General features: G+C 62.5%; 11 protein-coding genes and 2 pseudogenes. 7 read left to right on the top strand and 6 right to left on the bottom strand.

The genetic code is table 11. The annotated features are described in order from the left end of the window. Nucleotides 1-2: 2 nt before the first annotated feature. From LB513_RS14005 to LB513_RS13980, 6 genes are all read left to right on the top strand, one after another. Complete coding sequence (locus LB513_RS14005) at nt 3-836, top strand: universal stress protein (protein WP_224664103.1); 834 nt, start codon at nt 3-5, stop codon at nt 834-836. Between the two features lie 112 nt (nt 837-948). Beyond that, a complete protein-coding gene (gene gpt, locus LB513_RS14000) occupies nt 949-1,449 on the top strand; it encodes a xanthine phosphoribosyltransferase (RefSeq protein ID WP_224664102.1) in 501 nt (166 codons plus the stop codon). Nucleotides 1,450-1,643: 194 nt separating this feature from the next. Then, nucleotides 1,644-2,132 carry an NUDIX hydrolase gene (locus LB513_RS13995; protein ID WP_224664101.1) on the top strand — a complete coding sequence of 163 codons (489 nt, stop codon included), beginning with the start codon at nt 1,644-1,646 and terminating at the stop codon, nt 2,130-2,132. 117 nt (nt 2,133-2,249) lie between these two features. After that, nucleotides 2,250-2,555, top strand: a complete 306-nt coding sequence (locus LB513_RS13990; RefSeq protein WP_224664100.1) for a PilZ domain-containing protein — start codon at nt 2,250-2,252, stop codon at nt 2,553-2,555. A 621-nt stretch (nt 2,556-3,176) separates the two neighbouring features. Continuing rightward, on the top strand, nt 3,177-6,959 hold the full coding sequence (locus tag LB513_RS13985) for a vitamin B12-dependent ribonucleotide reductase (RefSeq protein ID WP_224664099.1): 3,783 nt from the start codon (nt 3,177-3,179) through the stop codon (nt 6,957-6,959). Between the two features lie 233 nt (nt 6,960-7,192). Then, nucleotides 7,193-7,645 (top strand): pyridoxamine 5'-phosphate oxidase family protein, encoded by a 453-nt coding sequence (locus LB513_RS13980; RefSeq protein WP_224664098.1) that lies wholly within the window; start codon nt 7,193-7,195, stop codon nt 7,643-7,645. Nucleotides 7,646-8,007: 362 nt separating this feature from the next. Here LB513_RS13980 and LB513_RS13975 read toward each other — a convergent pair. The 5 genes and pseudogenes from LB513_RS13975 to LB513_RS13960 form a co-directional block, all read right to left on the bottom strand. Next, nucleotides 8,008-8,865 (bottom strand): annotated as a pseudogene (locus LB513_RS13975) (GH25 family lysozyme); the annotation flags it as partial. Nucleotides 8,866-8,936: 71 nt separating this feature from the next. Continuing rightward, nucleotides 8,937-9,090 (bottom strand): annotated as a pseudogene (locus tag LB513_RS25315) (muramidase); the annotation flags it as partial. Between the two features lie 180 nt (nt 9,091-9,270). Then, nucleotides 9,271-10,059 carry a phosphodiester glycosidase family protein gene (locus tag LB513_RS13970; RefSeq protein WP_224664096.1) on the bottom strand — a complete coding sequence of 263 codons (789 nt, stop codon included), beginning with the start codon at nt 10,057-10,059 and terminating at the stop codon, nt 9,271-9,273. 137 nt (nt 10,060-10,196) lie between these two features. Continuing rightward, nucleotides 10,197-10,394: a hypothetical protein gene (locus tag LB513_RS13965; RefSeq protein ID WP_224664095.1), complete on the bottom strand. Its 198-nt coding sequence runs from the start codon at nt 10,392-10,394 to the stop codon at nt 10,197-10,199. A 133-nt stretch (nt 10,395-10,527) separates the two neighbouring features. Then, the gene (locus tag LB513_RS13960; RefSeq protein ID WP_224664094.1) at nt 10,528-10,926 is read right to left on the bottom strand and encodes a GFA family protein; all 399 of its coding nucleotides are present in this window, start codon (nt 10,924-10,926) and stop codon (nt 10,528-10,530) included. A gap of 113 nt (nt 10,927-11,039) precedes the next feature. Between LB513_RS13960 and LB513_RS13955 the strand changes: the two genes are divergently transcribed. Beyond that, complete coding sequence (locus LB513_RS13955; protein WP_224664093.1) at nt 11,040-12,068, top strand: isopenicillin N synthase family dioxygenase; 1,029 nt, start codon at nt 11,040-11,042, stop codon at nt 12,066-12,068. A 61-nt stretch (nt 12,069-12,129) separates the two neighbouring features. Here the strand turns inward: LB513_RS13955 and LB513_RS13950 are convergent, their stop codons facing one another. Next, nucleotides 12,130-12,378 (bottom strand): ParB N-terminal domain-containing protein, encoded by a 249-nt coding sequence (locus tag LB513_RS13950; RefSeq protein WP_224664092.1) that lies wholly within the window; start codon nt 12,376-12,378, stop codon nt 12,130-12,132. Nucleotides 12,379-12,521: the final 143 nt, after the last annotated feature.

Genomic DNA, 12,521 nt, shown 5'->3' with positions numbered 1-12,521 from the left:
TCATGCAATTCAAAACCATCGTTGCCATTCTGCAGAACGAGCAGGACGCTGAGCGCGTTCTCGACTGCGCCATCCCCCTCGCCGCACGGTTCCAGAGCCATCTGATCGGTATCCACGCCGAAGCGCTGCCGGTGCCCTACACCTCGGCCACTGGCTTTCCCGACACCGAATTCCTGCAGGTGTCGGCTGAAATGAGCCGGGAGCGCGCCGACAAGCTTGAGGCGACGTTCCTGCGGCATATCGAGAATTCCGGACTGTCGTTCGAATGGCGCAGCCTCGAGAGCTTCTCCGGTGACAGCGCCTTGACCGGCATATCCAGCGTCCGCACAGCCGACCTGATCATCGCCGCCCAACGCGAGTCGAGCGGCGATCCAAGTGCCGACGTCGATACGCTTGTGTATGACGCCGGCAGGCCGGTGCTGGTTGTGCCGCATTCAGGACCGCTCGTCACCAGCTTCAAGCATGTGCTGCTTGCCTGGAATGGCAGCAAGGAGGCGGCTCGCGCCGCTTTCGACGCACTGCCCTTCATCATTGAAGCCGAGAAGACCGACATATTGGTTATCGATCCGCCCGAATCTCTCGACGACAGCCCGGAGGCCGCCGGCGCCGAAATCGCGTCCGCCCTCTCCCGGCATGGCGCCACGGTCAGCGTTTCGGTGCTCAAATCGGAAGGCATCTCCGTCGACGACGTCATTCAGACCAGGATAGCGGAAAGCGGCGCCGATCTCCTGGTTCTGGGCGCCTACAGCCACTCATGGCTGCGCCAGCTGCTTTTTGGCGGCGTGACGCGCACGGTTCTGCGGACGGTTCCGGTGGCAGCCTTCCTGTCGCGCTGAGCTCCGGGACGATCGCTCGCCCGCCCTTGCCAAGTGTCGGGCTTTCCAGTTAATTCCGCGCGCATTCCCCTGCGGGCTCGTGCGCGACGCCCGCGCGCCGCGGAGCCATGACATGTCTCTTCCCGAAAAAGCCTTTCCGGTCTCCTGGGACCAGTTCCATCGTGATGCCCGTGCGCTCGCCTGGCGGCTTGCCAGCGCCAACAGGGGGCAATGGAAAGCCATTGTCTGCATCGCCCGTGGCGGCCTGGTGCCCGCGGCGATCATTTCGCGCGAACTCGGCATCCGCGTCATCGAGACGGTCAGCGTCGCCTCCTACCACGACTATACGACCCAGTCGCAATTGCAGGTTCTCAAAGGGGTGGCGCCGGAGTTGCTGGCCGAGAACGGCGCCGATGTGCTGATCATCGACGATCTCACCGACACCGGAAAGACCGCCGGCATCGTCAGGGCAATGCTGCCCAAGGCGCATTTCGCCACCGTCTACGCCAAACCGAAGGGCCGGCCGCTGGTCGATACGTTCGTCACCGAGGTCAGCCAGGATACCTGGATCTATTTCCCCTGGGACATGGGGTTCGCCTATCAGAAGCCGATCGCCGACGACCACGCCGGCTGAGTCGCGGCCTCGCCGTCAAAGGCGCTTCGCTGTCATCGAAGAAGGACCCACCCAGGCCGGCGCTCAATTCGCGAAATCGAGAGCGTTTCCGGGATCTGGCCCGGCTGGACGAAGTTTTTACTTTTATTGTCGACAATTGACCTTAAGATTCGTGAGACGGCAAACGATTCTGGAGGCTGGGGCTAGCTTCTCCGATGTTGACGAGGCCAACGACGCATAATCATCTTGCCGAAAGGGTCCGGCGGCTCTTCGGCACTGCGCCGTGCCGTCTGCAGGTGGCCGCCCTGCCCTGGAGAGACACGGGGGACGGCATCGAAATCATGCTGATCACCAGCCGCGACACCGGCCGTTGGGTGCTCCCCAAGGGTTGGCCGGAAGCCAAGGAACCGCTTTGCGAAGCGGCGGCGCGCGAGGCCGCGGAAGAAGCGGGACTGCGCGGAACGATCTCGCCCCTTGAAGCCGGCCGCTACTTTTATGCCAAGGTCCTATCCTCGGGCGAAGAAGTACCTTGCGAAGTGCTGGTGTTTCCGCTGCTGGTGGAAAAGGTGGCGGACCAGTGGAAGGAAAAACGGGCGCGCACCCGCAAATGGGTGCGATCCTCGGATGCCGTGCGCATGCTCAATGAGCCGGATCTTTGCCAGATCGTCGCCTATTTCTGCGCCGACCCACATGGATTTTCGTGACCGGATCCTGCGTCCGACTGCGTCGGGGCGCCGACGGAACCGTCTGAACGGCTATTTCAGCATGAACGGTTTGATAATGGTTGGGCGGTAGGGTTAGACAATATTGGCGGTGCACCTATGGCTGACCCCGCGAACACCTTTCAGGCAGAGACGCCCGAGCGCGACCACCGTTCGCGCGTCCTCAAGGGCGGAACGATCATCACCGGTCTCAAGGACTCCGAGATCGGCTGCATGCTGCGCAATCAGCATGAGAATGGTGCAGAGTTGAAGATCCCTGTCGAGGCCAGCATCCCGGACCAGTTCCTTCTCTACGTGCCGCTCGATCGCACCAGCTACCGATGCGAGGTGCGCTGGCGGCGCAACGACCGGATGGGGGTCAAATTTATCGGACGCGAGCCCAAGCCAAAATTGCATTACGGCTGACCGCCTCAAGCTGTGGGTGCCAGTTTGCTGTCGGGCTTCGAACGCCTGCCCCGGGATCGATCGGGAGTGAGTCTATCCCCGTTATCCACATATGTGACACACAAGATGTTGGGGTCACAAAAGCTTCGCAAACGAATCCTTGACGGCGCAAAACGAGTCGCCTTTTATAGGCCATGTGCTCCTGTTGAGAGTGCGGCCGGATAGTTTTGAGCCCGGTCTTTTCCCGGATTATGTGCGTCCCGTCTCGCATTTCCGCCTGTCCATGAGGCTGGCGGAGGCGTGGAGATCGCGCGCCCGGGAACCGAGAAAGGGAGACTTGTCGGACTGGAATAAATTGTCTGTTAATACTATATTTAGTGTTTGCAGGTAGGTTCGGCGCTAGATAATGTGAATTTCCCTCCAGCGAGGGAATCGAAAAAATCAGCTTTGAGGGACCTGCGGGTCCGTCGGCGTGCTGAGCGGAAGGCTTCGAAGGGAGCTTGAGCAGCAGGCGCCGCGGAAGACCGCGAGATGGAGAGCCGGCTGTCTTCGGATGCCGGCGGACTGCGGACTTGCGTGTTTCACATTGGGGCGGAAATCCCTGGGGAAACGCGCTATATATAGACAAAAGGGATCGGACCAATGCGCATCGAGCGTCGTTTCACCAAGCCAGGGCAGTCAGCTTACGCGGAGATCGAATTTCGCAAGGCGCTGTCCGAGATCAAGAATCCCGATGGCTCGGTGGTGTTCCGCTTGGACAACATCGATGTGCCGGCGCAGTTCTCGCAGGTCGCCGCCGACATCCTGGCGCAGAAGTATTTCCGCAAGGCGGGCGTTCCGGCGCGCCTGAAGAAGGTCGAGGAGAATGACGTCCCGTCCTTCCTGTGGCGGTCCGTCGCCGACGAGGCCGAACTCGCCAAGCTTCCGGAAGCCGAGCGCTACGGATCCGAGATCGATGCCCGCCAGGTCTTCGACCGGCTGGCCGGCACCTGGACCTACTGGGGCTGGAAGGGCGGCTACTTCAAGGGATCGGAAGATGACGCACGCGCCTTCCGCGACGAGCTTGCCTACATGCTGGCCACGCAACGCGTGGCGCCGAATTCGCCGCAATGGTTCAACACCGGCCTGCACTGGGCCTATGGCATTGACGGGCCGAGCCAGGGTCACTTCTATGTCGACCCGTTCACCGGCAAGCTGACCAAGTCCAAATCCTCCTACGAGCACCCGCAGCCGCATGCCTGCTTCATCCAGGGCGTGCAGGACGACCTCGTCAACGAGGGCGGCATCATGGATCTGTGGGTGCGCGAGGCGCGCCTGTTCAAATACGGTTCGGGCACCGGCTCCAACTTCTCCATGCTGCGCGGCGAAGGCGAAAAGCTGTCCGGCGGCGGCCGTTCGTCCGGTCTGATGAGCTTCCTCAAAATCGGCGACCGCGCCGCGGGCGCCATCAAGTCGGGCGGCACGACGCGCCGCGCCGCCAAGATGGTCATCGTCGACGCCGACCACCCCGATATCGAGGAATTCATCGACTGGAAGGTCAATGAAGAGCAGAAGGTCGCCTCGCTGGTGACCGGCTCGAAGATCGTCAAGAAGCATCTCGAGGCGATCATGAAGGCCTGCGTCAATTGCGAAGGCAATGGCGAGGATTGCTTCGACCCGTCGATCAACACCGCGCTAAAGCGCGAGATCAAGGCAGCCAAGAAGGACGCGGTGCCCGAGAACTATATCTACCGCGTCATCCAGTTCGCCAGGCAGGGCTACAGCTCGATGTCGTTCAAGACCTACGACACCGACTGGGACTCGGATGCCTACCTCACTGTTTCGGGCCAGAACTCCAACAATTCGGTGTCGCTGAAGGACAATTTCCTGCGTGCCGTCGAAGACGACGCCGACTGGCACCTCACCGCCCGCAAGGACGGCAAGGTCATGAAGACTCTCAAGGCCCGCGACCTCTGGGAAAAGATCGGCTACGCCGCCTGGGCCTCGGCCGATCCGGGCCTGCATTTCAACACGACGATGAACGACTGGCACACCTGCGCCTCGGCCGGTGCGATCCGGGCGTCCAACCCGTGCTCGGAATACATGTTCCTGGACGACACGGCCTGCAACCTCGCCTCGATCAACCTGCTGCCCTACCGCAACGCCGACGGCACGATCGATATCGCGGCCTATGAGCACACGGTTCGGCTGTGGACGATCGTGCTCGAAATCTCGGTGATGATGGCGCAGTTCCCGTCGAAGGAGATCGCCAAGCAGTCATACGAATACCGCACGCTCGGCCTGGGCTATGCCAATATTGGCGGCCTGCTGATGACCTCGGGCATTCCCTATGACTCGGATGAAGGCCGCGCGATCTGCGCCGCGCTGACCGCGATCATGACCGGCGTGGCCTATGCCACCTCGGCCGAGATGGCCGGTGAACTCGGCGCCTTCGCCGACTACGACCGTAATGCCCAGAACATGCTGCGCGTCATGCGCAACCATCGCCGCGCCGCCTATGGCGAAACGCAGGGCTACGAGAAGCTGGCGGTCAATCCCGTGCCGCTGGTCGCCTCCGACCTCAAGCAGCAGGAACTGGCGACACATGCCAAGGCCGCCTGGGACCGCGCCATCGAGCTTGGCGAGGAGCATGGCTATCGCAACGCACAGGCGACCGTCATCGCGCCGACCGGCACGATCGGCCTGGTCATGGATTGCGACACCACCGGCATCGAGCCCGACTTCGCCCTGGTGAAGTTCAAGAAGCTGGCCGGCGGCGGCTACTTCAAGATCATCAACCGCGCCGTTCCGGAAGCGCTGCGCACGCTCGGCTACACGGAAGCCCAGATCGCCGAGATGGAGGCCTACGCAGTCGGCCACGGCAATCTGAACCAGGCGCCCGGCGTCAACCCCGGCTCGCTCAAGGCAAAGGGCTTCACCGACGAGAAGATCGCGGCGCTCAACGCGGCGCTGAAGTCGGCCTTCGACATCAAGTTCGTCTTCAACCAGTGGACGCTTGGCGCCGACTGGGTGAAGGAGAATTTCGGTTTCACTGACGAGCAGCTCAACGATTTTTCGTTCGAGATCCTGCCGGCGCTGGGCTTCTCCAGGAAGGACATCGAAGCCGCCAACATCCATGTCTGCGGAGCGATGACGCTTGAAGGCGCGCCCTTCCTGAAGCCGGAGCACATCGCGGTGTTCGACTGCGCCAGCCCGTGCGGGAAGATCGGCAAGCGTTCGCTGTCGATCAACAGCCACATCATGATGATGGCGGCAGCGCAGCCCTTCATCTCGGGCGCCATCTCCAAGACCATCAACATGCCCAACGACGCGACGGTGGAAGACGCCAAGGGCGCCTACATGCTGTCATGGAAGCTGGCGCTGAAGGCCAACGCGCTCTATCGGGACGGTTCGAAGCTGTCGCAGCCGCTGAACTCGTCGCTGCTCGCCGATGCCGAGGACGATGAGGACGAAGCCATCGAGCAGCTGATCGCCGCGCCGGCCGCGCAGCGCGCGGTGCAGGTGACGGAGAAGATCGTCGAGCGCGTCGTCGAGCGGCTCTACCGCGATCGCGAGAAACTGCCGAACCGCCGCAAGGGCTATACCCAGAAGGCGGTTGTCGGCGGCCACAAGGTCTATCTGCGCACCGGCGAATTCGATGACGGCCGTATCGGCGAGATCTTCATCGACATGCACAAGGAGGGCGCTGCCTTCCGTGCGATGATGAACAATTTCGCCATCGCCATCTCGCTCGGCCTGCAGTACGGCGTGCCGCTCGATGAGTATGTCGAGGCCTTCACCTTCACCAAGTTCGAGCCGGCCGGCATGGTGCAGGGCAATGACGCGATCAAGAACGCCACGTCGATCCTCGACTATGTGTTCCGCGAACTTGCCGTCTCCTATCTCGGCCGCCACGACCTCGCCCATGTCGACCAGTCTGACTTCGACAAGACGGCGCTCGGCCGCGGCATCACCGAAGGCAAGGCGACGCCTTTCTCGAAGGGCCTGATGCGCGGCGCCTCGCCGGTCAAGCTGGTCTCGGGCGCCGGCTCGGAGCCGAAGGGCTTCGCCGGTGCTTCGGCCACCCCTGCCCCCGGCCGGACCGTGACGACAGCCTTTTCCGGCTCCAACGTGCTGGCGCTGAAGCCGGCCAGCGACGAGGCCAGCGCCTACAAGCGCGACTATGAGGAGCGGGCCAAGGAACTGGTCGAGGACATCGTCCACGAGGAAGCCGTTAACGAGGCTTCGGGCGCCTCGACCCTGTTCACCGACGCCGCCGCCAGCGAGGCCGCCGAGGCGAAGGCGCTTGCCGCGACAAGGCGCCAGCAATCGCTGATGCAGGGCTACACCGGCAACGAATGCTCGGAATGCCACAACTTCACCATGGTGCGGAACGGCACCTGCGAGAAGTGCGATACGTGTGGTTCGACGAGCGGGTGCAGCTGAGAAGTTTGAGCGGCTGAAACGCGACATCATCGGCCCGGTCGTAAGATCGGGCCGATTTGCATTAAGGGCAGCGTGCAAGCTCTTCTACGACAAGGCTTTCGTGTGTCTGGCCTCCACCTTGCTTCGGCAAGAGAACCGCGAGGTGCGCCACTGGCGATGTTGACGGACATCAAAGCCGTGCCAGCCACAATCCCATACCGTTGTCCTGTCAGCACACCGCCCGGGAGAAATCGATGGACGCCGAAATCAAGGACAAGATCCAGACGCTGCTTGACCAGCATCGGATCATGACGGTCGCCACGTTGCGGCCGGATGGATGGCCGCAGGCGACGACGGTGGGTTATGCCAATGATGGCCTTTCGCTCTACTTCCTCTGCGGCCTGGACAGCCAGAAGGCTGCCAACCTGGCGCTGGACGACCGGCTGTCGCTGACCATCGACAATGATCCGCCCCAGGTGATGGAGATCACCGGCCTTTCCATGGCCGGACGCGCACTGCCCGTCACCGACAGGGCGGAGGCAGAGAAGGTCCTTGGCTTGCTGCCGACAAAATATCCGCCGCAGACGTCGATGCCGTTCGCGATGCCGACGCCGGAACAGGTCCGCATCTTCCGCGTGATGCCCTCAGTAATTTCGGTGCTCGACTATTCGAAGGGCTTCGGCCACACCGATCTCGTCACCTTTTGAGCCCTGCCCCACCGGACTGTAACCGGGCGGGAATACGCACTCGCCGACTTGCGACGCCGCCAGGGCCCCGCAGGTCTCGGCATTCTCGAATGCCGTTCCAACCCATCCCGGCAACTAAGAGATTTCGCGCGCCGCCTGGCGGAGCTGGTTGACCCAGATCAAGGCGCTCCCGCCGCTCGTCTTGTCTTCTCGGCTATCGACCAAGGAGAACGAGAATGGCGACTTACGATCTTATGGTAATCACCGCGGTACTGGTCAGCTTCGCGTCGTTTTCGGGTGTTCTGGCCTTCGCCACGTTCGACGAATCCCGCCGCCGCTATTCGAGATAGGGCGGTCGCAGCGCGCTGGACCCGTCCGGGAGCCTACTGATCCGACGCGAGCAGCTGCTGGCCGCCGGCCCAGGCGCGCCATTGCCGCTCGTCGCCATGGAACACGTTGAGGTCGATGCGACCGCTGACACCGTGCGACAGGCCGGAGCCGGAATATTGCCAGAACAGCCATTTGCGGCCCGGATAGACCTTTGACGGATGTTGCGCCACGGCGCGCAGCCAGAACGGGTAGTCGAGGAATTCGCCCTGGAGATTGTCGCGGTAGAAGTCCGGTGCGGTGTAGATGATGGGGCGCTGGCCGTAATGGCGCTCCAGCTTGTCCATGAACACCTGCATCTTCTCGACCACCTTTTCGCGAGAAGGCCGGCGCTTGCAGCTGGACTCACCGTTCCACTCGACATCGATGACCGGAGGCAGCGCGCCCGGCATCCTGGGCACGTTGCGGATGAACCAGTCAGCCTGTTCGCCCGCGGTGCGGCACCAGTAGAAGAAGTGATAGGCGCCGCGCTTCAGCCCGGCGGCGTCGGCATCGCGCCAATTCTTCATGAACATAGGATCGAGGTGATCGCCGCCATCCGTCGCCTTGATATACGCGAAATTGGCGCCCTGGGCGCGCAGTTTTCCCCAGTTGACGTTGCCCTGCCAACGCGAGACGTCGACGCCATGGACCGCGAGGCGGCGGGGTGATGCCTTGCCGAAATTGATCGGCTTGGCATCACGAAAGCCGTAGCGCATGATCGACCCGGCGAACATGGGCGGTGCGTTGCGGTTCAGCAGCTTCGATGGCGAGACCAGCGCGGCGGGCTCAAGCTGGGGCGCGGCGTCGGGCGCTTCCTGGTCGCCCAACATCACCGTCTCCTCCTCCGCCAGGCCGAACGGCCTCGCGTTCTCGGCCACCGGTTCCGGGTCGTCGGTCCGGGACGCCAGTCTGCCCGCGCTCCTGGGGATCCTCTTGGTGGTTGGGGCCGAGGCTATAGAGGCCGGCGGACGCACCACGGAACTGGTGGTTTCACCTGACGGCTTCTGCAAATCCAGCGCGTCGACACCTGCCGTCGACGTGCAGCCCGCAAGGCAAAGCGATGCGATCAAGAAACTGATGACGCCCGGTATCCGCATCTGGACCTGTACTCAAACACAACAGACCGAGGGCAAAATCGACAGCCGACGGACAAACCAGATCGAGTTATGAACGGGAAATTACCAATAAAGTTTGAATCAAAGGTTATCTCGGAGAGAAGCGGAGGGGACGCGTGATAGCCGGCTGGCGTGAACCGAGCCGGCAAGCGCAGCCCGGCTTTAGCCGCCCTTCCTGAACACGCCGATCATCGGCCCGAGGTTCCAGTAGTCATCGTTGCGGCCGATGCCGGGCGCCAATAGGCTCGATATCGAGCCATCGAGAAACAAAGCATTGTCGCAACCGAGCGCGTCGCGAAAAAGTCGGGCGAAGGTGTGGAAGGTCACCTCGTCGTTCGAAATCGCGAAGACCGCGACACCGTCACCTCGTACACCAACGCCGTCACGGATCTTGCGCGAGGTGCCATCGGCAAGGAACTTCGGATGCAACCGGCCGTCGATCACCAGCATCGGCCCGGACTGCGTGGCGTAGTCGACCTGGGGGCGACTCTTGAGAAAATCGCTGGTCTCGCGCACGGCGGCCTTGTTGCCGATTGCGAAGATGCCGTTCGGCAACAGGGAAAAATTGCCGCTTCCCGATCCCGTCTTCGCCGATGTCATTTCGCGACCGCGCTCGACGTAGAGCCCCACCGGATCGAGGTTGGGGTGATACATGCCGGCGTTGATGGCAAGCAGCATGCGACGCCCGGAGGTCTGTTGCGCGGCATGCAGTGCATGCAGCGACTGGTACGGCTTGCCCGTCGGGTCTTTCCAGAACAGCTCGATCGAGTACAGTTTCGGGTCGACCTCGCAGACGACATAGCTTGCGGCCTCGAAACTGGTGGTTCGGCATGGCGGCAGCGAGATGGCCCATTGGCCAAATCCGGTGGCCAGTGCCGCAGCCGGCGGCATCGCGCCCTTGGCTAACGCGAAAAGCACAGAGAGCGATTGCAGAAGGCTGAAGAGATCCATGCGCGTCCCGGAGTCGAGTTCAACGTCCGGTATAGCCCATTTCGCGGTGTGACGACCGGGCGCTCACACCGGCGCTAATACCGACAGTCAACCCGGCGTCATGGCTGAGCACAATTCATCTGCAAATCGCGATGCGGTTACCGGCAGAGCCAGACTTTCTGGCATGTCCGGGCGACAACATGCGCCGGCGGTACGACCGGCTCACCAGCATTGCGCGGGCGAGCCCGCTCGAGCAGCATGCGGACCTGTTCTGGGCGGACATGATCGCGCTCCATCACAAGCTGAACCATCGGATCGCTCAGAAGCTCGTCCAGGGTGCTGATTCTGTCGTTCATCAGTCGTCTCCTCGAAACTGCCCGCCGGCACAATTAGGACGACAATGATGGCCCGCCAATGACGCTTTGCCGGCCATCTCGTGACGATTTGGATCAATTCTTGGTCATCCGCCCACCGCCCCTCGGGCGGTAACTAGACCGGCGGCGGCGCGCCTTCATATTGCGGGAGACCGTCGTCCAGCGTCACCCAAGGCTGCTTCGAGGCGGTGTAGATATGCATCTGCGGCCTGAAGAGCGAGGGGTCGTCGAGCGAACCCGTGGTAATGCCGATGATGCCCGCCGACTCGCGGCACGAAAACATCGTCGTGCCGCAGCTTGAGCAGAAGCCGCGCTTGAGATCCGGAGAGGAATCGACCGTCGCCAAGGCACCCTCGATCGTGACATCGTCGATGCGAAACAGCACACGCGCGTTGAAAGCGGCGCCGATTGCCTTCTGGCAGAGACGGCAATGACATATACGTTCGTTGATCGGCGCCGCGTCGGCGCGGTACCGCACCGCTCCGCACAGGCAGCCGCCTTGATATCTCGCCATCGTCCGGATCCGTGTCTGGAGACTGAGACAGCCAGGGTATCGGGACAGCCGATTGGGTCAATTGAAAAGCTTTGATACAATGTCATCGATTATGGTGATGGGGCGGATCAAGCATGACGCAGGGCATCGAAACCATCGACATTGCGCCGCTGTTCGGCCCGCGCTCGCCTGCCCGAGACCGTACCGACGCCGCCGTCATGGCTGCCGCCTCCGGCATCGGCTTCATGGCGGTGCGGTGTTTTCCCGGCGACGAATGGCTGACCGCGGCCAAGCGGGCGCAACTGCTCGGCATCTTCGCCCTCCCCGACGCCGAGAAGCAGAAGCTGCTGCGTTGGAACTTCGACAGTTCGAACAGCAACGTCTATCGCGGTTGGTTCCCGCTGCAACCTGCGGCCGTCTCCTACAAGGAAGGGATCGACATAGGCCCGGACCTCGCCGACGCGGCGCGAGTTTCGGTTGCGGACGACCCGCTTTGCGAGCCGACACCTTTGCCGGCCGAAGCTACCGTGCCCGGATGGCGCGCGGCCGCAGCGGACTACTATCGCGCGATGCGAACGGTGGGCAACGCGCTGATGCGGTCGATCGCGCGCGGTCTCGGTCTGCCGGAGACGGTCTTCGAACCCTATTTCGAGCACGGCATCTCGACGCTGCGGCTGATCCGCTATCCGCTGCGCGACCCCAAGGCCGGCATCGATATCAGCGGGCCGGACTTCACGGTTGTCCACAAGGGCGAGACGCGCACCATCATTGGGCGGGAACATGCCGATTCCGGCTTCGTCACCTTGCTGGCGCAGGACGGCGTCGAAGGCTTGCAGGCCAGGAACCTCGCGGGCGAATGGATCGATGTGCCGCCGGCCGACGGCACGCTGGCGGTCAATTTCGGCCAGTTGCTGGAGCGCTGGACCGGCGGGCGCGTGCGGGCGACGCGTCACCGGGTGATCGCGCCGAAGACAGCGCGATTCTCCATCCCGTTCTTCCATGAGCCGCGCGTCGACGCCGAGATCGCGCCGCTGCCCTTGAGCGACGCGAAGCCGTTCGAGCCGTTCCTGTATGGCGATTATCTCTGGGATTCAGCGACGACTTTCGTTGAGATGAGCGGCATCAAGCATCTCAGGCCGCCACGAGGGTCAAGGATTTCCTGAGAGACAGCGGACCATGGCCCCAGATCGTCAAGGGGTTGACCGGCTTCGCCCCGGTATGGCGTCAATGCCGCTTGGCCTGCACCAGATAGGCCTCGATCTCGCTTTCGCCCAGCCACTTTGCGGCCTCAAGCCGATGCAGCCCCTCGACGAGGACATGACGCTTGCCGTCATGACGGACCTGGATCGGCGTCTTCATGCCGTTTTCCAGAATGTCCTCTGCCAGGTGGCGCACCGTCTCGGGATGCAAAGTCTTCTTGCGCGCGGTCGGCACATAGATGTCCTCGACCTTGACCTTCTGCACTCTGAGCATGCCCACTCCCCGCGCGCGAAATGGCGCCTTGCCTGAGATAGTCCGTTTATGCACATGCACCAAGGGCGCGGCTAACGAATGCTGGCATGATCGTTTCCATTTGACGCTCGGCCTCCAGATCGCCGAAATGGCTCGCCTCAACC

The organism is Mesorhizobium sp. ES1-1 (assembly GCF_020164785.1).
GTDB lineage: Bacteria > Pseudomonadota > Alphaproteobacteria > Rhizobiales > Rhizobiaceae > Mesorhizobium.
The sequence above is the reverse complement of the archived record's forward strand: the minus strand, read 5'-3'. Positions and strand labels throughout refer to the sequence as shown.

Coding starts and splice junctions, on each gene's coding strand:
- LB513_RS13995 (WP_224664101.1), top strand. CDS start 1,644: ATGTTGACGAGGCCAACGACGCATAATCATCTTGCCGAAAGGGTCCGG.
- LB513_RS13950 (WP_224664092.1), bottom strand. CDS start 12,378: ATGCTCAGAGTGCAGAAGGTCAAGGTCGAGGACATCTATGTGCCGACC.
- LB513_RS13955 (WP_224664093.1), top strand. CDS start 11,040: ATGACGCAGGGCATCGAAACCATCGACATTGCGCCGCTGTTCGGCCCG.
- LB513_RS14005 (WP_224664103.1), top strand. CDS start 3: ATGCAATTCAAAACCATCGTTGCCATTCTGCAGAACGAGCAGGACGCT.
- gpt (WP_224664102.1), top strand. CDS start 949: ATGTCTCTTCCCGAAAAAGCCTTTCCGGTCTCCTGGGACCAGTTCCAT.
- LB513_RS13970 (WP_224664096.1), bottom strand. CDS start 10,059: ATGGATCTCTTCAGCCTTCTGCAATCGCTCTCTGTGCTTTTCGCGTTA.
- LB513_RS13980 (WP_224664098.1), top strand. CDS start 7,193: ATGGACGCCGAAATCAAGGACAAGATCCAGACGCTGCTTGACCAGCAT.
- LB513_RS13990 (WP_224664100.1), top strand. CDS start 2,250: ATGGCTGACCCCGCGAACACCTTTCAGGCAGAGACGCCCGAGCGCGAC.
- LB513_RS13960 (WP_224664094.1), bottom strand. CDS start 10,926: ATGGCGAGATATCAAGGCGGCTGCCTGTGCGGAGCGGTGCGGTACCGC.
- LB513_RS13965 (WP_224664095.1), bottom strand. CDS start 10,394: ATGAACGACAGAATCAGCACCCTGGACGAGCTTCTGAGCGATCCGATG.
- LB513_RS13985 (WP_224664099.1), top strand. CDS start 3,177: ATGCGCATCGAGCGTCGTTTCACCAAGCCAGGGCAGTCAGCTTACGCG.